At 65.8% G+C, this 20,519-nt stretch carries 18 protein-coding genes; 9 read left to right on the forward strand and 9 right to left on the reverse strand.

Annotated features, from left to right (window positions below; translation table 11 throughout):
- Positions 1-554 precede the first annotated feature (554 nt).
- From ACP26O_RS32720 to ACP26O_RS32730, 3 genes are read left to right on the forward strand one after another with little or no spacing between them, the layout of a single operon-like run.
- Complete coding sequence (locus ACP26O_RS32720) at positions 555-3,287, forward strand: xanthine dehydrogenase family protein molybdopterin-binding subunit (protein ID WP_175665751.1); 2,733 nt, start codon at positions 555-557, stop codon at positions 3,285-3,287.
- Positions 3,284-3,802: a (2Fe-2S)-binding protein gene (locus tag ACP26O_RS32725; protein WP_175665750.1), complete on the forward strand. Its 519-nt coding sequence runs from the start codon at positions 3,284-3,286 to the stop codon at positions 3,800-3,802. Before ACP26O_RS32720 ends, ACP26O_RS32725 begins: the two co-directional genes overlap by 4 nt.
- On the forward strand, positions 3,799-4,791 hold the full coding sequence (locus ACP26O_RS32730) for a hypothetical protein (RefSeq protein WP_175665749.1): 993 nt from the start codon (positions 3,799-3,801) through the stop codon (positions 4,789-4,791). Before ACP26O_RS32725 ends, ACP26O_RS32730 begins: the two co-directional genes overlap by 4 nt.
- Positions 4,792-4,819: 28 nt before the next feature.
- Here ACP26O_RS32730 and ACP26O_RS32735 read toward each other — a convergent pair whose 3' ends face one another.
- From ACP26O_RS32735 to ACP26O_RS32760, 6 genes are all read right to left on the reverse strand, one after another.
- Entirely contained in the window at positions 4,820-6,082 is a 1,263-nt protein-coding gene (locus ACP26O_RS32735) for a serine hydrolase domain-containing protein (RefSeq protein ID WP_175665748.1), read from the reverse strand.
- 139 nt (positions 6,083-6,221) lie between these two features.
- A complete protein-coding gene (locus ACP26O_RS32740) occupies positions 6,222-7,181 on the reverse strand; it encodes a SphA family protein (RefSeq protein ID WP_175665747.1) in 960 nt (319 codons plus the stop codon).
- Between the two features lie 33 nt (positions 7,182-7,214).
- Positions 7,215-7,742 carry a flavin reductase family protein gene (locus tag ACP26O_RS32745; protein WP_175665746.1) on the reverse strand — a complete coding sequence of 176 codons (528 nt, stop codon included), beginning with the start codon at positions 7,740-7,742 and terminating at the stop codon, positions 7,215-7,217.
- 5 nt (positions 7,743-7,747) lie between these two features.
- Complete coding sequence (locus ACP26O_RS32750) at positions 7,748-8,986, reverse strand: styrene monooxygenase/indole monooxygenase family protein (RefSeq protein WP_175665745.1); 1,239 nt, start codon at positions 8,984-8,986, stop codon at positions 7,748-7,750.
- 63 nt (positions 8,987-9,049) lie between these two features.
- Positions 9,050-9,838 (reverse strand): SDR family oxidoreductase, encoded by a 789-nt coding sequence (locus ACP26O_RS32755; RefSeq protein WP_105788373.1) that lies wholly within the window; start codon positions 9,836-9,838, stop codon positions 9,050-9,052.
- A 79-nt stretch (positions 9,839-9,917) separates the two neighbouring features.
- Complete coding sequence (locus ACP26O_RS32760; RefSeq protein WP_175665744.1) at positions 9,918-11,147, reverse strand: dienelactone hydrolase family protein; 1,230 nt, start codon at positions 11,145-11,147, stop codon at positions 9,918-9,920.
- A 352-nt stretch (positions 11,148-11,499) separates the two neighbouring features.
- Here ACP26O_RS32760 and ACP26O_RS32765 point away from each other — a divergent pair, with 352 nt between their 5' ends.
- Positions 11,500-12,525, forward strand: a complete 1,026-nt coding sequence (locus ACP26O_RS32765; protein WP_175665743.1) for an AraC family transcriptional regulator — start codon at positions 11,500-11,502, stop codon at positions 12,523-12,525.
- A gap of 211 nt (positions 12,526-12,736) precedes the next feature.
- Here ACP26O_RS32765 and ACP26O_RS32770 read toward each other — a convergent pair whose 3' ends face one another.
- The 3 genes from ACP26O_RS32770 to ACP26O_RS32780 form a co-directional block, all read right to left on the reverse strand.
- The gene (locus ACP26O_RS32770; RefSeq protein ID WP_006753041.1) at positions 12,737-13,846 is read right to left on the reverse strand and encodes an S-(hydroxymethyl)glutathione dehydrogenase/class III alcohol dehydrogenase; all 1,110 of its coding nucleotides are present in this window, start codon (positions 13,844-13,846) and stop codon (positions 12,737-12,739) included.
- A gap of 56 nt (positions 13,847-13,902) precedes the next feature.
- A complete protein-coding gene (gene frmR, locus ACP26O_RS32775; RefSeq protein WP_006753040.1) occupies positions 13,903-14,178 on the reverse strand; it encodes a formaldehyde-responsive transcriptional repressor FrmR in 276 nt (91 codons plus the stop codon).
- 98 nt (positions 14,179-14,276) lie between these two features.
- The gene (locus tag ACP26O_RS32780) at positions 14,277-15,239 is read right to left on the reverse strand and encodes a LysR substrate-binding domain-containing protein (protein WP_175665742.1); all 963 of its coding nucleotides are present in this window, start codon (positions 15,237-15,239) and stop codon (positions 14,277-14,279) included.
- A 154-nt stretch (positions 15,240-15,393) separates the two neighbouring features.
- Here ACP26O_RS32780 and ACP26O_RS32785 point away from each other — a divergent pair, with 154 nt between their 5' ends.
- The 5 genes from ACP26O_RS32785 (at position 15,394) to ACP26O_RS32805 (ending at position 19,910) form a co-directional block, all read left to right on the forward strand.
- The gene (locus ACP26O_RS32785) at positions 15,394-16,563 is read left to right on the forward strand and encodes a M20 aminoacylase family protein (protein WP_175665741.1); all 1,170 of its coding nucleotides are present in this window, start codon (positions 15,394-15,396) and stop codon (positions 16,561-16,563) included.
- Positions 16,564-16,616: 53 nt separating this feature from the next.
- On the forward strand, positions 16,617-17,411 hold the full coding sequence (locus tag ACP26O_RS32790; protein ID WP_175665740.1) for an ABC transporter substrate-binding protein: 795 nt from the start codon (positions 16,617-16,619) through the stop codon (positions 17,409-17,411).
- Between the two features lie 55 nt (positions 17,412-17,466).
- Positions 17,467-18,651: a porin gene (locus ACP26O_RS32795; RefSeq protein ID WP_011661193.1), complete on the forward strand. Its 1,185-nt coding sequence runs from the start codon at positions 17,467-17,469 to the stop codon at positions 18,649-18,651.
- 634 nt (positions 18,652-19,285) lie between these two features.
- Positions 19,286-19,543 (forward strand): hypothetical protein, encoded by a 258-nt coding sequence (locus tag ACP26O_RS32800; RefSeq protein ID WP_175665701.1) that lies wholly within the window; start codon positions 19,286-19,288, stop codon positions 19,541-19,543.
- Between the two features lie 85 nt (positions 19,544-19,628).
- Positions 19,629-19,910, forward strand: a complete 282-nt coding sequence (locus ACP26O_RS32805) for a hypothetical protein (RefSeq protein WP_175665700.1) — start codon at positions 19,629-19,631, stop codon at positions 19,908-19,910.
- Positions 19,911-20,519 lie beyond the last annotated feature (609 nt).

Below are 20,519 nucleotides of genomic sequence, written 5' to 3' on the forward strand. Positions count from 1 at the left end.
CACTGCCCGTGCGGGTGGGCCCCCTGCGGCTAGTCGCGAACGCAGCCGCGGCAGCGCGCCAGCCGGCCTGGAAGTCGGGCCTGGCAAGACCGGTGCGCACCGCGCGTGCCGCTCCAAAATCCCCTTGAAATTCCCGTTTCGAATTCCTACGATTATTCAAAATCAGGCTCGAACGACGGTGCGCACGGGCGATTGACCTGCGTGCCCGATATATCGAACACGACAACTGAAAATCGAGCGTCTGCCCGACGATACGGAAAACAGGCCAGTCGTCCACGATCAAGGCCGGGGGAACCATGAACGAACACACAGCGCGACGCACGCGGTCCGACGCTTCATCGAGCAGGCGCCCATCCGCGTGGCGTGAACCCGCGAACCCGCCGGGCATCGTCGCGCATCCTCTGCGTCCCGACTCCTGAGCACCGGCGCCCGCAACCGCGCCCGGTACACCATCTTCTCATCGACACCTGCGCATCGGCGCCCACGCGGCCGGCGTGGCGACGCGCGTCGCGCAGTCGACGGACCGACATAACAATTCGAACGAGGGACGCAGCATGGCCATCCATGTGCCTGTGACACGCCGGACGTTTCTGAAGCTCGCCGGTAGCGGCGCCGTCGTCGCCGTGTCGGTCACCCATTTGCCGGCCGTCGTGCTCGCCGCGGGCGACGCAGCGCAGGCCGACGCGAACGGCCCGAACTGGGCGCCGGTGCCCGGCAAGGCGCGCTGGCGCATCGACGGCATGCCGAAGGTCACGGGCCAGAAGATCTATGCGCGCGACTTCAAGGCCCGCGACTTCGTCGGCTGGCCGCAGCAGGAAAACTGGCTCTATGCGTTGCGCTGCGACCGCGTCGACGCCGTGTACCAGGGCTACGATCTCAGCGTGCTGCCGCCCGAGCTGCGACCGATCGCGATCGTCGACAGCGCGTTGCTGAGCGCGCGCCGGATTCCGCTTGCGCCTGAACCCGATCCGATCGCGAACCAGGACATCTACTGGCTCGCGCGGCCCGGTCATCCGGCGGACTGCTACGGGCAACCGGCCGCGCTGCTGATCTTCGAGAACTTCGACGTCTATCGCCACGCGAAGAAGCTGCTCGACTTCAATCGCAGCGTGATCCGCTACGGCGCATCGACCGGCGCGGGCCCGGCCGCACCGGTCGTGCCGTATTTGCCCGTGACCGTCTACGTGCGCGACGACGAACGACGGTTCAACTACGTCGACAACTACCAGACCGACAGCAACGGCAAGCCGAGCGCGAAGTACCTGGAGGAACGCGAGGCGGCAGTCGCCAACATCGACGCGACGATTGCTCGCCAGGCGGCCGCCGGCGCGTGGATCGGCGTTCGCGCGACCGGCGACAACGGCTTCCAGACGCCGGCGATCGACCCGATGTTCATGGAGCCCGAGTCGGGACTCGCGTGGTACGACACGTCCGCCGCGAAAATGAGCCTCGTGCTCGGCACGCAGTCGGCGAACGACGATGCGACCGGCGCGTGCGCGCTGTTCGACGGCAGCGACATCGCGGTCAAGGAGGCGCATGTGATCGCGTGCTATCCGGGCGGCGGTTTCGGCGGACGCGACAAGTCCTATTTCCCGCTGTATCTGGCGCTGGCGGCGCCGTTCGCGAAGGGCGCGCTGCGCTGGCAGCAGTCGCGCTATGAACAATTCCAGGTCGGCCTGAAACGCTGCGAGACGCAGTTTTCCGAATCGCTGTGGTTCGACCGTCGCGGCAAGCTCGAAGCGATCACCTGCGATTTCCTGTTGAACGGCGGCGGCAAGAAGAACCTGTCGCCGTACGTCGCGCAGCTTGCCGCGTTGAGCGCGATGAGCTGCTACGAGATCCCGCGCGCACGCGCGCAGGCCGCGTCCACCTATACGCGGGAAGTGTTCGGTGGGTCGCAGCGCGGCTTCGGCGGCCCGCAGGCGTTCATGGCGATCGAGACGCTGATGGACGAGGCCGCGCGCCAGCTCGGGCTGTCGCCGTTCGAGATCCGGCGCGCCAATCTGCTCGGCAAGGCGCCCGGTCCCGGCAAGGGCCGCGCGATCACCGGTGCGCCGATCCTGTTCGACCTGCAGCTCGACGCGCTGCTCGACCGGCTCGAGCGTCACCCGCTATGGCTCGAGCGCGAGCACACGCGTGCCGAGCGCAACACGCGCAATCTCCGGTATGGCGTGGGTCTCGCGATGGCGAACGAGGCGTACGGCACGTCCGGCGACGGGATGTTCGGGATGGTGCAGATCCTGCCCGACGGCAACCTGCGCGTGATCACGCCGTACACCGACATGGGCAACGGCGCGGCCACGACGCTGGGTCTCGCACCGTCTGAATTTCTCGGGCAGAACGCGCAAACGATTGCGATGAGCGAGATCGCGCCGTTCAACGCGCTCGGGCTCACTCCTAAAGGCCCGTCGAGCGCGCCGAATTGGGTGCGCTACTACTACGGTTCGTCGAGCGCGTGCCTCGGCGCGTTCCATCAATTCCACGCGGTGAAGGGGGCCGCGCAGGCGCTGTTTCTGCAAAGCGTGCTGCCGGCCGCGCGCGCACGGTGGGGCGTGAACGTGCGCGCCGCGGACGTGCGCTGGGTCGATCGCACGCTCGTCGCGAACGGCCTCGCGCCGATTTCGTGGCCCGCGCTGCTCGGCACGATCGGGAAGCTGGGCCTGCAGACCGTGGCGGCCGTGCACGCGAGCTATGCCGGGTACTTCTGGAAGGGCACCTATCCGTTCGCGTCCGGCAGTGCGCAGATCGACTACGACTACGTGGCGGTCGGCCTCGACCCGTATCGTCTCGCGCCGCTGCAGCGCGTGCTGCAGCCGCCACCGGTCAATACGTCACTCTACGGGCGGACGACCTATGCGCCGTCGGCGACGCTCGTCGCGGTGGCGGTCGATCCGGCGACCGGGCGCGTGAAGGTCGAACACGTGGTGACGGCCGTGAGCGTCGGCCGGCAGTTGTCGCCGGAACTCGTCGAAGGGCAGTCGCAGGGCGCGGTCGCGATGGGGATCGGCAACGTGCTGACCGAAACCTGCCCGCTGGGGCCGGACGGGCCGGGCGGCGGCCGCTGGAATCTCGATCGCTACGAGGTCACGCGGCTGCCGGACATTCCCGTGCAGGAGCTGATCGCATTGCCGCCGCCGGCCGGCGATCCGGCCAACGCGCGCGGCATCGCGGAAGCGGTGATGTGTCCGATCGCACCGGCGCTGCTCAACGCGCTCGCGATGGCGACGGGGCGGCGGTTCCGGGTGACGCCCGTGACGCCGGAGAAGATTCGGGAGGCACTGCAATGAGCAATCCGGTCCGGATGACCATCAACGGCAAGCCCGTCGAAGCAGACGCCGCCGACGGCGACATGAACCTCATCGACTTCCTGCACGAGCGGCGGGATCTGACGGGCACGAAGCTGTGCTGCGGCATCGGCGTGTGCCGCGCATGCACGGTCGGCGTGCGCAACACGCCCGATGCGCCGATGGAAAAGACGCTGTCGTGCTCGACGCCGGTCAGCGCGATGGCGGACATGCACGTGTACACGATCGAAGGGCTCGCGCAGGGCGGCGCGCTGTCGCCGCTGCAGCAGAGCTTTCTCGAGTCGTTCGCGTTCCAGTGCGGCTACTGCGCGTCGGGCTTCCTGATGGCCGCGACCGCGATGCTCGACCATCTGCGCGCGCAGCCGGTGCACGAGCGCGATCTGGACGCGATGATCGAAACCTGGGTCGGCGGCAACATCTGCCGTTGCACCGGCTACGTCAAGTACATCGAGGCCATTCGCAAGGTGGCGCTGCGCTACACGAAGGGGGCGGCATGACGACGAGAACCCGCGTCGCCGCGCTGGCGATGCTGCTGGCCGTGCAGGCGGCGCCCGGCGCGTCGGGCGCGCTCGCGGCGGACAACGCCGATGCGTCGCTGCATGCGTATGCGCAGCAGTGCACCGACGAAATCGGCGAGATTCCCGCGTTCGACTGCAACGCCGGCACCGATGTGCCGATCACCGTCAACGGCCGCGTGCCCGCGCGCTATGCGGCGCACATGACGTGCGATCGCCCGGCGCTGCTGCCGTACGACGCGCCGACGTCCGGGCAGTGCACGCCTTATTCGAAGATCCTCGACCTGTCCCACGGCGACACGCAGATCTCGGCGTTTTGCCGTCGCAAGCAGATCCGCGCGAACCGCAGCCCGTATTACGACGAAGTCGACATCGTGCTGCACCATGCGGGCAACGGCAAGACCTGTTGGTTTCATGCAGAGAAGGGCGGCACGGCCGGCATGAACGCCGCGCGCGTGCCGCCGCCGAACGAGACGACGCCGCCGCCCGGCCATCCGTCCGCGGCCGAGTTCTGGTGGAAGCCGGCTGCGACCGCGACCAAGCGCTGCGTGTCGTGTCACGACGCGAGCCCGGTCATGTACAGCCCGTGGATCGGGCAGGTATGGAACAAGGTGCCGACCGACCCGTGGGGCAAGTATGTGAATCTCGGCGCCGACTTCGCGTCGTGGACCTCGCATGCGATCAGCACGCCCGGCAACACGTGCATCGGCTGTCACCGTATCGGCGACCAGAACAGCTGCAAGATTTACGTGCCGCTCGCCGCCGGAATGCTGCCGCCGCCGAAGGGCAGCAACGCGCGCGCGAGCCGGTATCCGCTGACGCACTGGATGCCGATCGACAACAACAAGAGCCTCTACGAATGGAATGCGGCGAACGCGAAGTCAGTGAGCGACCTGCTCGAATGCTGTTCGGCGCGGGGCAAGAGCGATCCGAAGTGCAGCTTCACGCCGGCGGCGCAGGCAGTGAAATAGGGCGGCCACGATTGCCGGCGCCGGTGTGTCACGGCCGCCCCTCGCTCGGCACGTCCGACGCCTTGCTGAGCTCGGCCATTATGATTCGCGCGATCTCGTTGGCCGGTGCGCGTCCGTCGGGGCCGGCGCCCGTGTTCGCCCACGTGACGATCGTCGTTTTCGTCGCCGGGTCGTAGCCGGCGAACGTATTGAAGCCCGGTATTTCACCGGTGTGTCCGTAGAACGTACCGAACTTCGCGAGCCCCATGCAGTAGCTGGCCGATGCGGGATTCGACGGATCGATCGGCGTGCAGCTCGCGAGCCGTTGCGCCTGCAGGTCGGCGTTCAGGTAGCCGCCGCCGACCATGCGCTGCACGTATGCACCCAGTTCGGTCGCGGTCGAGATGCCGGAGCCGGCCGTCCATGCCCACGACGTATTGACGGTCGTCACGTTGGCGGGCTGCAGCGTGCCGTTTTTCGCGGCCGCCTGGCGTGCCGGGGACAGCGCGTCGCTGTCGATCGTTTCGGTATTGGTGCCCCACTGATAGCCCTGCGCCGACGGCGCCCGCAGCGCCGTGTTGTCCTGCGGCGGCAGGGCGGTTTCGGTCAGGCCGAGCGGCGCGAACAACCGCGTCCGGATCGCATCGGCGGCGCTCATGCCGGTGAGCTGCTGGATGATCAGGCCGAGCAGCACGGTGTTCGTGTTCGAGTAGCGGAAATCCGCGCCCGGCGCGAAATAGACGGGCTGGCTCTCCGCGATGCCCAACAGCTCATCGGTGGTCCACACCTTGTTCGGCTGCGCATCCAGCGTCTGGTTGAACGCGAGATTCGTCGAGTAGTTGTAGAGGCCGCTGCGCATGGTCAGCAACTGCTCGATCGTGATCGAGTCGCCGTTCGGCACGTTGGCGACGTACTGGCTGACGTGATCGGTCAGGTGCAGCCTGCCTTCCTGCACGAGTTGCAGGATCACCGTGCCCGTCCACGTCTTCGTCACGCTGCCGACGCGGAAGTGCGCGTTGGTCGGGATCGGCGTGTTCGTGCCGCGCACGGCCGTGCCGAACGACGCGAGCCAGTTACCGTGTGGCGATTGCACATAGACGACGGCGCCGGGCGTCATCGTATCCGCGAGCAATGCGTCGATCTGCGGGCGCGCCTCGGTCGCGAAGGCCGGTTCGCCAGAGCTCACCGAGCTGTCGCCGCCGCAGGAGGAAATCGCGACGCCGACGGCCAACGCCGGTGCAGCCGCCGCCACACGACGCATCAGCCGCTTGGCGGCGCGCGGAAAATGCCGGGGAGGAGCAGAAGTCGCCATCGCGTGTTCCCTTCCTGTTCGTGATGTCTTGGTGTCTCCTTACCATCCCCAGAACTATAGGACACACTTTCACGCGCCGAAGGTGTACGTTGAAATCGTCATACGATACTGACCCGACGCCCGCGCCCCGGCCTGCGCGCTACTGAAAGTGATGCACATACCGCAACACCATCCGCGTGCCCTGCGGCCGGTTGCGCGCATAGACCTCGAAATACGCGTTGAACATGAGGTGATCCTGCGGCGAGAAGCTGACCATCGCGCCCGGCCCGATCGCCAGCACGGCTTCCCGCGTGCCGGCAACATCCTGGCCGTTCGCCTTCATGTCGGTGGTCTGGCGCAGCCAGTACCCGTTGAGCCCCAGCCGCAGCCCCGGCCGCACTTCATACTCCGTCGCGAAGTTCGCATGAACGGCCTGACCGGCCTGCGTCGACGTCACGTCAGGCCCGAGCGCGGCGGCCGGTTCGTGATTGGTCGCATTCCACAAATAGTGCAGCCGCCATGACACGGTCCACTTCGGCGTGACCCAGAACGTCGCGGCCCAGTACGGATCGAACGACCAGAAATGGCTACCCGGATTGATCGCACGCGCCGGATCGTAGGCACCGGTCGGCGCGATGAACTGGAATTCCACCCGCTGCGCGAAGCGCGGGCCGTGCGCGCCCATCACAGGGTCGAACTGGATGAACGGGCCGACCACCAGGTCGCCGAACCCGGCACGGGAATTCAGCGCGACGTTGCCGATCCCGTCGTTGGTATGCACGGATGCCACCCATGGCAGGATCACGTCGAGCCCCGGATGCATGCCGCCGAACGTCAGCGGCGACTGGTAGACGAGCTGGCTCAGCCCCGCGAACAGGTCGATATCCTGCTTCGGCAGCCCGACCTTGTTGCCGGCATTGTCGTTGATGCGGCCGGCCGTGTAGTACTCGAGATACTGCGTGCCGTACCAGCCGGAGCCGGCGGGCGGCATCCCGTCGAGGAAGCTGGTCATCCCGAGGTTGACCGCCGGCAGGTCGGTCGCATGGGCCGGCGCGGGTCCGCTCAGGCCGGCGAACACGAGGCCTGCGATCGCAAGCAGGCGAGAGCCGCATTTCATCATCACCATCTCCTGGATATTTGTTTGTATTACTGATCAAATGGCGCGAGAAAAATCGGGATGAGCCGAGATCGCGCGATACTGGCCCGCGTGGAACACGAGCGGCGCATGGCCGTTCGTATCGAATGCCTCGATCTGGCCGATGAACAGCAGGTGGTCGCCACCTTCGTAATGGCCGACGTTGCGGCACACGAAGCGCGCGCTCGTGCCGTCGAGGCAGGGCACGCCGCCCGCATCGGCGTCCACGTGCGGCACGCCGTCGAACTTGTCGGCGCTCGGCGTCGCGAAACGGCGCGACAGTTCGATCTGGTCGTGCGCGAGGATGTTGATCGCGAAGTGCGTGGCCGCGACGAAATCGGGGCGGCTCGGCGCCACCTTGCGCAGGCTCCACAGCACGAGCGGCGGGTCGAGCGACAGCGACGAGAATGAATTCGCGGTGAGGCCGACCTTGCGCCCGTCCGGCGCGCGCGTGGTGATCACGGTGACGCCGGTCGGAAACTGGCCGAATGCGGCGCGCAGTTGCAGCGGGTCAATGGCCGGATCGCAGGAAGTGGTGGTGTCCATGTCGCTTACTCCGAACGCTCGGCGTGTGCGCGGATCAGCGCCGCACAGGCGGACGGCTCGAACCACCACGGCCAGAACTGGCGCGGATCGTCGAAGCCGTTGACGATCGTCGCGGCCAGCGTCGGCAACTGGCCGGCCGCGCCGAGCAGTTCGAGAATGTGCGGCGGCGGCGGGGTGAGCAGCGAGTTGGTCCAGCGCACGACGTGCTGCGCATATGCCCAGTAGCGTTCGAACGTTTCGTGCATCCAGCCTTCGTCGAACGGCGCGGCTTCGCGCGCGAGGATCGCGTCGCCGTACACCTTCGCGCATTTCGCCGCATTGTTCGAACCCTGGCCGGTGATCGGATCGTTGACGACCACCGCATCGGCCATGCCGAACACGGTGCGGCCCGACGGCAGGCGGAAGAACGGCTTGCGCACGGTCGGCGTGAAGCGCCCGGACAGCGTGCCGTTCGCATCGGTGAGTTCGACGTCGCGGCAGCGTTCGAATTCCCACGGCACGTACTGCTGCAGGAACGACAGGCTGCGGTCGAGATGCTGCTCGGGTGTCTTCACGTCGGCCCAGCAGTCGAGCGGGCCGCCGGGAATGCCTTCGAACACCATGATTTCGCACGGGCCCGTCGTGGTCAGCGCAGGAAACACGAAGTATTCGCCGATGCCGGGCAGCAGGTTGAAGCGCACCCGCGAATACGGCTGGCTCGGCGTCATCCCCTTCACGTAGGTGAGGGCCAGCGCGCGTTGCGGACGCTCGAACGCGCTGCGCGCGTCGTCGCGGCCCAGCAGGTTGACGATTTCACCCTTGCCGGCCGCGAGCAGCACGAGATCGTGGCTGCGCGCGAGATCCTCGAGTTCCGGCACGCCGACGTCGCAGATGCGCACGTCGGCGCCGCGGCGCGCGATCGCGTCGAGCCAGTCGGCCATCTTCACGCGCTGGTCGACCGATTGCGCGTAGCGGGTCAGCCGCGACGACCAGTCGATCGCCTTGCGGCCGTTGCCTTCCGGATGCGGCACCGCGATGCCGATGCCGTCGACGGACGGGCACGCTTCTTCCCAGCTGTTCAGGCCGAGATCGCGCTCGATCTGCAGCGCGGTATGGAACATGCACTGGCTCGACATGACCTTGCCGGAGCGGATCTGTTGCGCGTCGCGGTTGGTCGCGAGCGTGACGTGATAGCCCTGGTCGAGCAGCGTGAAGGCGAGTTGCAGGCCGGACTGTCCGGCGCCGACGATAGCGATGCGTTTCATGACGAAATCCTTTGTAGAACGAATGACTTGGGTCGGAATGCGGGCGGTGGAAGCGCTTTGCGGTTACTCCGCGAGGCGCGGAATCGCCGGCACCGCCTGCTCGGGGCCCATCGCGGAATAGCCGCCGTCCACCGCGTAGTCGGCGCCCGTCACGAAGCTCGCGGCGTCGCTGCACAGGAACGTGACAACCTGCGCGACTTCCGACGGATCGCCGACACGGCCGAGCAGATGAAACGGCGCGGCCACGCGATCGGTCTTCGCGCGGTCGCCGTGCGTCAGCTCGTCCATCACGCGCGACCAGGTCCAGCCGGGCGACACCGAGTTGACGCGAATCCGGTCGGCGGCGAGATCCATCGCCATGCTGCGCGTGAGCTGGCGCATCGCGGCCTTCGAGGTCGGGTAGAGCCAGCGGCCGGTCTGCGCGCATTGCGCGGAGATCGAACTGAAGTTCACGATCGCGCCGCCGCCGCGCCGCGTCAGGTGCGGATGAACGGCCTTGACCAGCATCGCGGCCGACACGACGTTGACGTCCATCGCCGCGAGCCAGTCGCGGCGCGACGCCTGGATGCCGTTGTCGACGTAGCTGCAGGCGAGGTTGATTAGCAGGTCGATCGCGCCGAAGCGTTCGGCGACGGCCGATACCGCGTGTTCGATCGCGCGGTCGTCGGTGATGTCGGTCGCGATGAACATCCCGCGTTCGCCGAGCGTATCGGCCACGCGCGCGCCGTTTTCCGCATCGAGATCGAGGATCGCGACGCATGCGCCGGCGCGGCTCAGGTCCTGCGCCACGGCGGCGCCGATCAGCGTGGCGCCGCCGGTGACGAGCGCGACTTTGCCAGCAAGGGCAGTCATGGGGTGTCTCCTGGAATGATTGAATCAAGGCGGCGCGCGTTCGGCGCACCGCCTGCGCCTCCTGCCTGTCCGCTCGCGTTCACGCGCTGTCGTGCCAGCGCCGCATCAGACCGTTCGACGGCACGGTTTCGTCGAGCAGCTTGCGCGCCGTTTCGACACCGGCGACGGGCAGCCCGGCCGCGTCGAGCAGGCCGATCTGCACGAGCACGCTCGCCTGGTCCCAATAGATGTGTTCGTGATACAGCTTGTCGCCGCGGAACTTGACGATCGCGACGAGCGGAATCTCGACGCGCTTGCCGGTCGGCGCGACGCCGGGCAGCATCCAGTCGATCTCGGTCGTGTGCGTGAAGCAGAACAGCAGCTCGTCGACGATCTGGCTCGCGCCGATCGTGCGCGAGATCGGCGTGATCGTCGTGTCCGGCGGGTTCGCATGCACGAAGTGATGCGTGTAGAAGCGCTTGAGCTCGTGGTGGCCGACGCCGCCCGTCAGCGTCGGGATATGGTTCACGTAAGGCTGCGCGACCATCGTTGCCATCGTCGCGTCGACGTTGCGCGTGTCGAACTCGTGCCGAAGATGTTCTTCCCACAGGGTGGACAGGTCGTAGTGCGGGCCGAGCGCCGCGCGGAACGCGGCAATCGCGCGCTGGTGCGCCATGACCGCGGCCGCCTTGTCGAAATGATCGCCGCCGATGCGCGCGAACGCATGATCGACGCCCGGGTATACGTATACCTCGACGCCATCGCGCCCCGTCAGCGCGGCGGCGATGCGCTGCTGCGCGTCGGGCGGGCAGAAGCGGTCCTGCGCGGGAATCTGCAGCACGAGGCGGCCGCGCAGGTGAGCGGCTTCGTCGAGCGCGTGCTCGATCCCCACGCCGTAATAGCAGACGGCGGCCGCCACGTCCGGCAGCCGGCACGCGGCGAGATACGCGAGCTTGCCGCCCAGGCAGTAGCCGAGCACGCCGGCCCGCCCCGTGCATTCCGGCCGTTGCGTCAGCACGGCCAGCGCGGCGGCGACGTCCTCGACGCCCTTGTTTTCGTCGTACTCGCGGTACAGCGCCATTGCGCGCTCGGCGTCGGCCGCGGTGTAACCGAGTTCGATGCCGGGCGCCTGGCGCCAGAACAGGTCGGGCACGAGCACCGTGTAGCCTTCCTCGGCGTAATAGTCGGCCACGTCGCGCATCGTCGCGTTCGCGCCGAAGATCTCGTGACACAGCACGATGCCCGGCCCCGTGCCGCCGGCCGGCCTGCTCAGGTACGCGCGAAACGCCCCGCCGTCCGGCGACGGGATCTCGATGTGTCGTCCTTTCATGTGTCCCTCCAATTCGTTCGTGATTTTCCTGAGCCCAGTATTGGCGGACGAAACGCGCGCTTCTATCCGCTTTCTTCGGCCGGTATCCGCGAATTGCGGAAACCTGTGGATCGGCCCGCCGCGCCGGGCCGGCACGCGGTGCACTGCGGGTATGTGCGGATGCGGAAGGCGCGCACAGTTTTCTACGATGCGCGAACGGCCCGCTTCTTGCGTCATGGGCGCAGCGCTTGCGTAGTGTAACGACGCTAACTGTCCGGATACGCCGACGCTATCCGGCTCGTGCAGCCGGATTCCCCGGAATCGGGAGTCCGTGCACGGCGCAAGTGCGATCGGGCACGACGGGAGAACTTCGATGGGGCAATTTGCCGGAACGGGCTGGCTGGGCGACGCCGCCTGTTTCAATCACGACACGCTGCTGCTGCAGTCGAACGATCTCGACGAAGTGCGGGCGCGCGTGGCGGACGTGTTCAAGCCGCATCGGCTTACGTTGACGGGCCACTCGTGCGCGCTGCACAGCCGCATGCACCATGCGCGCTGGGGCAACCTGTCGCTGAATCTGCTCGATTACGGCGGCGAGGTGTCGATCGAACCCGGGCCGCTCGAGCACTTCTATCTGTTGCAGATTCCGCTGCGCGGCGACGCCGAGATCGAATGCGGCACGACGCGTTTCGTGTCGTCACCCGACACCGCGTCGCTGCTGTCGCCGACGCTGCCGCTCAGGATGCGGTGGGGCGACGCGTGCCCGCAAGTGATCCTGCGCATCGAGCGCGAGGTGATGGAGCGGCATGCGCAGCGGCATTTCGGCGACGACCGGCGCGCGCCGGTGGAGTTCGAACCGGAATTCAGGCTGTCGTCGCCGCAGGGCGCGTGCCTCGCGCAGATGCTGCCGATGCTCGCCGATGCGATCGCGACGGACGGGCATCCACTGCGCCATCCGCTCGCGTTCGAGCAGCTCGAATCGACGCTGCTCAACCTGTTGCTGTACGGCCAGCCGAACAGCGCACGCAATGGCGCACGCGTCGCGCCGGCGCCGCTCGCGCCGTTCTATGTGAGGCGCGTCGAGGAATACATCCGCACGCATGTCGACGAGCCGCTGACGATCGAACGGCTCGCCGAACTCGCGGGCGTGAGCCCGAGCACGCTGTTCGCGGGATTCCGCAATCGCCACGGCATCACGCCGATGGCATTCGTGCGTCAGTTGCGTCTGCAACATGTGCGCGACGAACTGCTCGACGATGCGACACCGGGGCTCGCGTCGGTGACGGACGTTGCGCTGAAATGGGGCTTCGCGCATCTCGGGCGATTCGCGATCGACTACAAGCGTGCGTTCGGGGAATCGCCGTCGGCAACGCTCCGGATGCGGCGCGTGCGCGGTTGATGGTCGCAACGGCGGCGGGATCATCGCGTTCGGTCATACGGAGCGAATGCTCGTCGCGGGCCTGTGGGAGCAGCGGTGTGACTGGCTGGCGATCGTTGCCGGTCTGACAGCGGAGGGTGCGGAGAATGCATCGCGCCGGCAAGCCTCGCGGCTTGCCGGCGACATCGCGCGAGCAGCCCGCTTGCTGCAGCGGGCCTCCTCGCGCGTGGGTTCAGAAATGCACGACGGTCCGGATGGACTTGCCTTCGTGCATCAGGTCGAACGCTTCGTTGATGCCGGTGAGCGGCTTCGTGTGCGTGACGAACGGTGCGAGCTGGATCGTGCCGGCCATCGCTTCCTCGACCATGCCCGGCAGTTCGGAGCGGCCCTTCACGCCGCCGAATGCCGTGCCCAGCCAGCGGCGACCGGTGACGAGCTGGAACGGGCGCGTCGAGATTTCCTGGCCGGCGCCCGCGACGCCGATGACGACCGACTGGCCCCAGCCGCGGTGCGCGCATTCGAGCGCCGCGCGCATCACGTTGACGTTGCCGATGCACTCGAAGCTGTGGTCGACGCCCCAGCCGGTCATCCCGACGATCACCTGCTGGATCGGCTCCTGGTAGTCCTTCGGGTTCACGCAGTCGGTGGCGCCGAACACGCGGGCGAGGTCGAACTTGCCGGGGTTGGTGTCGATCGCGATGATGCGGCCGGCCTTCGCGAGCTTGGCCCCCTGGATCACCGCGAGACCGATGCCGCCGAGGCCGAACACGGCCACCGTATCGCCCGGCTGTACCTTCGCGGTGTTCTTCACCGCGCCGAGGCCGGTCGTGACGCCGCAACCCAGCAGGCAGACCTGCTCGGGGTTCGCCTGAGGGTTGATCTTCGCGAGCGAGACTTCGGCGACGACGGTGTATTCGCTGAACGTCGAGCAGCCCATGTAGTGATAGATCGGCTGGCCGTTGTAGCTGAAACGCGTGGTGCCGTCGGGCATCACGCCCTTGCCCTGCGTGGCGCGCACCGACACGCACAGATTGGTCTTGCCGCTCTTGCAGAACAGGCACTCGCCGCATTCGGCGGTGTAGAGCGGAATCACGTGGTCGCCGGGCTTGACGCTCGTCACGCCTTCACCGACTTCCACCACGATGCCGGCGCCTTCATGGCCCAGCACGGCGGGAAAGAGGCCTTCCGGATCGTCGCCCGACAGCGTGAAGGCGTCGGTGTGACAGACGCCCGTGTGAGTGATCTTGACGAGCACTTCGCCCTTGCGGGGCGGTTCGACGTCGATTTCGACGATCTGCAGCGGCTTACCCGCCTCAAACGCAACAGCGGCACGTGATTTCATGGCAATCCTGTTAAAAAAATCATCGAATGGCTCGGAGGTCGACGCTCCCCGGTCGGTCAGCGCAGGTAGGACCGAACGAGGGTCACGATATCGTCGATCGATCCGGACGAGGGCCGCGGGGCGTCCGCGAGCTGGGTGAATTCCTCGCGCAAATGGCTTTCGAGCACGCCGGCCATCACGCCGTTGATCGCGCCGCGGATGGCAGCCAGTTGCTGGAGTATCGGACCACAGTCCGCTCCCTCCTCGAGCGCCTGCTCGAGCGCGTTCAGTTGCCCGCGCACACGGCGCACGCGGGTCAGCACGCGTTTCTTTTCTTCGGGGGAATGCGGCATGGGATCGTGGTTTCCGGATACTGGGGGGCAGTATAGAACATTGCCGCGCGCAGAGGAATACGGAATCGCTCGATGTTGGCAGCCGCAGCCCTACACCGTCAGATCAACAGCGTCAGCGTGCGGAACAGCGCGAGATCCTCCTTCCGCGCCGAGCGCGCATGCCGCCGGATCGTCTGCAGCAGGCAGTCGATGAAGCAGCGCGCGGCGTCGCTCAGCGTGCTGCTGCGACGCGTGACGATGCCGAGTTCGCTCGGCTCGAAGGTTTCCTTCAGCGACAGCACGCGCATCCGCTCGCCGAACGGCGGCACCGCCGCGAGGATGGTCGGGCACCAGGTGCACATGCCGGCCTGTTCGAGCATCGTCTGCAGCATCGCGACCGACTGCGCGCGCACGATGCGCCGTTCGTCGATCTGCGCGCCGTGCCGCGTGAACAGATAGTCAACGAGCGCGGCCTGCCCGTCGGGCGACGAATTCAGCACCCAGTCGCAATCGAGCAGGTCGTGCACCGACTTCGCGCGCTCGCGCGGATGGCCGGCGCGCACCATCACCGACGTGTCGTAGCGCAGCAGCGGCTGGAATGCGAATTCCTGCGCGCCGCTGCCGGGCTGCACGTGGCCGAGCGCGAAATCCATGCTGCCGTCGCGCAGCAGCGGTTGCGCGACGGCCATCAGCGCTTCGTATAGCTCGAGCCGCACGTCGGGCATCCGTTCGCGAAACCGCAGCACGGTTTCGGCGAGGAACGTCATCGTCAGCCACGGCGTCACGCCGACGCTCAGCCGCCCCTCGACGCGCCCGCGCATCCGCTCGAGATCGCTCTGCGCGTGCTCCAGTTGCTTGAGCACGAGCTTCGCGTGCGTGAGCAGGGTCTTCCCGTACTCGGTGAAGCCGATGCCTTCCGGCGCGCGCACGAGCAACGGCAGGCGCTCGCTGGCCTCCAGCTCGCGCAGCGCGCGCGTGACGGCCGCCTGTGACAGCCCGAGCGTGCGCGCCGCGCCGCGGATGCTGCCGGCCTCCGCGCTCGCGACGAGCGCCTGCAACTGATGCAGCTTGATCGTGCTCATGGTTTTGATGGAGCTGAGGGTGCGATACCCGACAACGAAAGGTTGTCATCATAACGAAACTGCGGCTGTTCGCCGGTTTTTTCGCTGCCTACGATTTCGCCACGATCTGCCATTCCGGCGATCGGCAACCGGCACGCATCGAGGAGTATCAGGGTTGGATCGAGAACGCATTCCGCCTGAAATGGCGGCCATCGAGACCGAGATGATCGCGCTGCGCCACCGGCTGCACGCGCATCCGGAGCTCGGTTTCGAAGAAGAGGCGACGAGCGCACTCGTCGCCGACTGCCTGACAACATGGGGTTATCGGGTCGCGCGCGGCCTCGGCGGCACCGGCGTGGTCGGCACGCTCACGCGCGGCGCCGGGAAGCGGCTCGGCCTGCGCGCGGACATGGACGCGCTGCCGATCCGCGAGACGACCGGGCTTCCGCATGCGAGCCGCCGCGACGGTGTGATGCACGCGTGCGGCCACGACGGCCACACGGCGATGCTGCTCGCGGCGGCCCGGTGTCTGGCCGAGCGCGGACGCTTCAGCGGCACGCTGCACCTGATTTTCCAGCCGGCGGAGGAAGGGCTCGGCGGCGCGAAGCGGATGCTCGACGACGGGCTGTTCACGCAGTTCCCGTGCGATGCCGTATTCGCGATGCACAACGTGCCGGGGCTGCCGGCCGGCGTGCTCGGCTTCTGCGACGGCCCGGCGATGGCGTCGGCCGACGAGGTGCGCGTGCGGGTGATCGGGCGCGGCGGCCATGGCGCGGCGCCGCACACGACGATCGATCCGGTGGTGGTCTGCGCGTCGATCGTGATGGCGCTGCAGACGGTCGTGTCACGCAACGTGAATCCGCAGGAACTGGCGATCGTGTCGACCGGCTCGATCCACGCGGGCACCGCATCGAACGTGATTCCGCCGCATGCGGATCTCGAACTGAGCGTGCGTGCGCTGTCACCGGACGTGCGCGCGCTGCTGGAGCGGCGCATTCGCGCGATCGTGCAAGGTCAGGCCGACAGCTATGGCGCGACGGCCGAGATCGACTATCGACACGGCTATCCGGTGCTCGTCAATCACGCGGCAGAAACGGCGTTCGCCCGTGACGTGGCGCGCGAATGGGGTGGCGACGACGCGCTGATTCCGCATCTGCGGCCGATCGCGGCGAGCGAGGATTTCGCGTTCATGCTCGACGCGTGCCCGGGCAGCTACCTGTCGATCGGCAACGGCGACGGCGCGGCCGGCTGCGGGCTGCACAATCCGGGCTACGACTTCAACGACGCGTGCCTCGCGACCGGCGCGAGCTACTGGATCGCGCTCGCCGAGCGCTATCTCGCGTGACGCGAACACACGGATTCGATTCACCTTCAACAACGGAAGCAAGGAGACGGGCAATGAAACAGTGGAAGGCGGCGCTCGCGGTGGCGCTGACGGCGACGACGATTACGGGGGCCGCGCAGGCGGGCGACTGGACCGGCAAGGAGATCCGCCTCGCGGTCGATCCGACCTACCCGCCGCTCGAATACAAGCTGCCCGACGGCACGCTGACCGGCTTCGGGATCGACATCACGAACGCGTTGTGCGCGGAGCTGCGTGCACGCTGCGTGTGGGTCGAGTCGAGTTTCGACGGGATGATTCCGGGGCTGCTCGCGCGCAAGTTCGACGTGATTGCGTCGTCGATGACGATCACGCCGAAACGGATGCAGCAGATCGCGTTCACGAACCGGATCTCGAACGCGCCGGCGCGGCTGATCGCGCGCAAGGGTTCGCCGCTGCTGCCGACGGCCGCGTCGCTGAAGGGCAAGCGGGTCGGCGTCGAGCAGGGCTCCGCGCAGGCCGACTATGCGATCGCGAACTGGCAGCCGGCCGGCGTGCAGATCGAGTCGTACCAGAACCAGGACCAGGTGTACGCCGATCTCGTGACGGGGCGGCTCGACGCGGCGTTCCAGGCATCGATCGCGGCCAGCGACGGCTTCCTGAAGAAGCCGCAGGGCAAGGACTTCATGTTCGTCGGTGCAGCGATCGACGACGCGAAGTACTTCGGGCAGGGCGACGGCCTCGGGCTGCGCAAGCAGGACACCGACCTGCGCGACGCGTTCAACCGCGCGCTCGCGGCGATCCTCGCGAACGGTACGTATCAGAAGATCAACAAGAAGTATTTCGACTTCGACATCTACGGTACGAAGTAAGCCTGGCCGCACCTCGACGTGCGGCCTGGAATCAACATATCAATAAGGAAAACGAATGAACTGGAGATTGATTTTCGTCGCGATGCCGGCGCTCTGTGCGGCGCCGGCCTTTGCACAAGGCAGCGTCACGCTGTACGGGCTGGTCGATGCCGGCATCGACTATACGAACAATGTAGGCGGCCACAGTGCGTGGCAGATGGCGAGCGGCTTCGCGCAGGGTAGCCGCTGGGGGCTGAAGGGCACCGAGGATCTCGGCGGCGGCTACAGCGCGCTGTTCCAGATCGAGAACGGCTTCAACGTGAACAGCGGCACGCTCGCGCAGGGCGGCCGCATGTTCGGGCGGCAGGCTTACGTCGGGCTCGGCAACACGCGCTTCGGCACGCTGACGCTCGGTCGTCAATACGACTCGGTCGTCGACTATCTCGCGCCGACGACCGCGAACGGCAGCTGGGGCGTCTACCCGTTCTCGCATCCGCTCGACAACGACAACACCGGTAACACGTTCCGCGTGAACAACACGGTCAAGTACGCGAGCCCGGATTTTGCCGGTTTCTCGTTCGGCGGCACGTACAGCTTCAGCAACGACACCGGGTTCGCGAACAACCGGCAGTGGAGCGTCGGTGCGCAGTACGAGCAGGGCGGCCTGCTGGTCGGCGCGGCATTCCTGAATGCGGACAACCCGGGCGCGACGGCCGGCGGCGCGATCGCGGGCTCGGGGTCGGTCGGGGCGGATGCGAACTTCGCGTCCGCGCGGCTGCGGATCTTCGGCGCCGGCATCAACTACACGGCCGGGCCCGCGACGCTCGGGTTCGCGTACACGAACAGCAACGTCACGCGGCCGACCGCGAACGTCGGCTACCTGTTCGGCGACGAGACGATCGAACCCGTCGCGGGGCCGCTCGCGGGCGGCACGGTCACGGCGATCAAGTACCAGAACTTCGAAGTGAACGGCAAGTATCAGTTCACGCCGGCGTTCTTCGTGGGCGCGCAGTATGTGTATACGACCGTGCGCTACGACGCGACCACGGGCAGCGCGAAACCGAAGATCCATTCGATCGGGCTGATGGCCGACTACAACCTGTCGAAGCGCACCGACGTGTACCTGATGGGTGCGTACCAACGGGTTGCCGGCGACGCGACCGGCTCGTCGCTCGATCAGGCGGTTATCCCCGGGGCGGCCGATCTGTCGTCGACGTCGAAGCAAGTGATGGTGCACGCGGGGATCCGTCACAAGTTCTGAGCGGATCGGGCGGGAAGGGCTGCGGCGGGCCGGCGGCGCCGCCTGCGAAACCGGTGATACCGGCGAAGCGCGGACGGACCTGCTGCGCCTCTGTGCGCATGGCAGCTTCAGCGACCATGCGCTGTACGGCAATCTGTCGTGAAAGTTCGGAAGCGGGGCCGGCCGTTCGCGAGGTGTTTTTGCGAGGGGCCGGTTCCATTGGCGCGCACATATGACGTGTGCCCAAGAGACTGACCTGGTTCACCATCCGCATGCGTTGGGAACTTGACGAGATATGTCCGAATGCATGTCAATCAGACGTGTCTGGAATTCGAATTTTGTGGTTTTCCTTCAATGGCTTGGCAATTTTTGACAGTCATTTTTTGATGTTTCGGTAAGCTCGCGCTCGATAACCAACGATTGGGCGCGGGGCCGCGCCGATCATCGTCAAACAGGTCAACAGTCCGAACCCGTCTCAAATCCGCGGCATAGTCGAGATAGCGGGCGCCCCTGCGGAACTGATCGTGGCTACCCCGTCAGCAACTTTGTCGACGGCCAGAGCTTTCTCAATACCAGTCGCACGACCCTAAACCGGCGTGCCGCTTTATGGCGCCGATGGGGTGCAGGTGAACGCGGCCGCAGGAGGTAAAAAACGATGCCGAAGTGGCTGTTGAAGGACGGAAATTTCACTACATGGGTTCAGGGGGTATTAACGATTGGCGGTGCTGTAATTGCATTCGCTGGGTTGAAGTATGATAAATCTATGTGGGTTGCTATGTTGGGGTTGTTGACAGCAGCTATTGGCGGGATATCAAGTAGGGCGCAGATGCTTAAAATTAAACCTTTTGATAGAAGTCATGGGAGAGCAAGGGATAGCTACAAATCAAAGGGTGACGAAGATGGGCGGCAATGAGATAGCGAATTGGCCCACATTGCTATCATGAATTGATTTTAGGTCGCCCAATGCCGTGGAAAGATTTTTTTGGAAATGACGGAAAGTGTGGAAAAATAAACTGATCGAAGACGGTAATTTCGCGGCGTGGCTGAGAGTTATACTTTTTCTGGTTGGTTTGGTTTTGACCTTTGCAGGACTTGGGCTTGACCAAATGCCCCGTTGGCTCAGAGCGTTGGCCTTCTTGTCTGGCTTCGGAACGATGGCACTTGGAGGAATTTCCAGTCGAGCTCATATGTTAAAAATCAAACCATTTGACAACAGCTACCAGAAGGCACGCGATAGCTACAAGACAAGCGGTAGCGATGATCAGGATAAACCAAGATGAAGCTGTTCAACGGCCTCGTAAATGCCCGTTCTCTTGCAGCCCTGAGCTAGGAACCCAGTTCCCGGTCTTGTTAATTTTGGCAGGCCGCATCGCGGCAAGGGTGGCATCAGGTACTAGGTAAGCCAGCGAAAAAATGAAGCGATCGCGAATTGATCAATTGATATCGGACGAAGGTTGGAAAGGGTCTTGTGTCCGGGTTGTTGGAATGATCATTGTCTATTTTGGAATAAAGTACCTTCCGGCGGCGATAAATTGGGGTGCAGTGCATGGGGTTATATCTCCCCTTTCTCCGAAGCAGGGGGCAAATCATGGCGCTGTCTTGACGGTATTCGGCTGGGCATTTTGTGTTGCAATTTCTATTGAGATTATTAGGTGGGTGATTGTGGCATTTAGGCGATTCCGATAATAATCGTAGCGTGCGATTACATGACTGGAAAAATGAGAGCTATTCGCCGGGGAATTCTGCAGCAGCACTGCCGTTTATCGCGGCCAGTGTGTTGGCGCAAGAAGTCCCGAGCTTTGATCGTTCCTGGCTACGATCCGTAACACCGACAGCAGGAGGAAGCGCATGAGCGCGAACGCTCCGTCGCCGCGCCTGGGTGCGTTCGG

The organism is Burkholderia sp. R-40 (assembly GCF_049942845.1).
Classification (GTDB): Bacteria; Pseudomonadota; Gammaproteobacteria; order Burkholderiales; family Burkholderiaceae; genus Burkholderia; species Burkholderia ambifaria.

What these genes read in the sequence shown, in the direction of transcription:
- ACP26O_RS32760 (WP_175665744.1), bottom strand. Translation starts at nt 11,147, where the DNA reads ATGAAAGGACGACACATCGAGATCCCGTCGCCGGACGGCGGGGCGTTT.
- ACP26O_RS32745 (WP_175665746.1), bottom strand. Translation starts at nt 7,742, where the DNA reads ATGGACACCACCACTTCCTGCGATCCGGCCATTGACCCGCTGCAACTG.
- ACP26O_RS32725 (WP_175665750.1), top strand. Translation starts at nt 3,284, where the DNA reads ATGAGCAATCCGGTCCGGATGACCATCAACGGCAAGCCCGTCGAAGCA.
- ACP26O_RS32765 (WP_175665743.1), top strand. Translation starts at nt 11,500, where the DNA reads ATGGGGCAATTTGCCGGAACGGGCTGGCTGGGCGACGCCGCCTGTTTC.
- ACP26O_RS32735 (WP_175665748.1), bottom strand. Translation starts at nt 6,082, where the DNA reads ATGGCGACTTCTGCTCCTCCCCGGCATTTTCCGCGCGCCGCCAAGCGG.
- ACP26O_RS32755 (WP_105788373.1), bottom strand. Translation starts at nt 9,838, where the DNA reads ATGACTGCCCTTGCTGGCAAAGTCGCGCTCGTCACCGGCGGCGCCACG.
- ACP26O_RS32770 (WP_006753041.1), bottom strand. Translation starts at nt 13,846, where the DNA reads ATGAAATCACGTGCCGCTGTTGCGTTTGAGGCGGGTAAGCCGCTGCAG.
- ACP26O_RS32740 (WP_175665747.1), bottom strand. Translation starts at nt 7,181, where the DNA reads ATGATGAAATGCGGCTCTCGCCTGCTTGCGATCGCAGGCCTCGTGTTC.
- ACP26O_RS32800 (WP_175665701.1), top strand. Translation starts at nt 19,286, where the DNA reads ATGCCGAAGTGGCTGTTGAAGGACGGAAATTTCACTACATGGGTTCAG.
- ACP26O_RS32795 (WP_011661193.1), top strand. Translation starts at nt 17,467, where the DNA reads ATGAACTGGAGATTGATTTTCGTCGCGATGCCGGCGCTCTGTGCGGCG.
- ACP26O_RS32730 (WP_175665749.1), top strand. Translation starts at nt 3,799, where the DNA reads ATGACGACGAGAACCCGCGTCGCCGCGCTGGCGATGCTGCTGGCCGTG.
- ACP26O_RS32750 (WP_175665745.1), bottom strand. Translation starts at nt 8,986, where the DNA reads ATGAAACGCATCGCTATCGTCGGCGCCGGACAGTCCGGCCTGCAACTC.
- ACP26O_RS32790 (WP_175665740.1), top strand. Translation starts at nt 16,617, where the DNA reads ATGAAACAGTGGAAGGCGGCGCTCGCGGTGGCGCTGACGGCGACGACG.
- ACP26O_RS32720 (WP_175665751.1), top strand. Translation starts at nt 555, where the DNA reads ATGGCCATCCATGTGCCTGTGACACGCCGGACGTTTCTGAAGCTCGCC.
- ACP26O_RS32780 (WP_175665742.1), bottom strand. Translation starts at nt 15,239, where the DNA reads ATGAGCACGATCAAGCTGCATCAGTTGCAGGCGCTCGTCGCGAGCGCG.
- frmR (WP_006753040.1), bottom strand. Translation starts at nt 14,178, where the DNA reads ATGCCGCATTCCCCCGAAGAAAAGAAACGCGTGCTGACCCGCGTGCGC.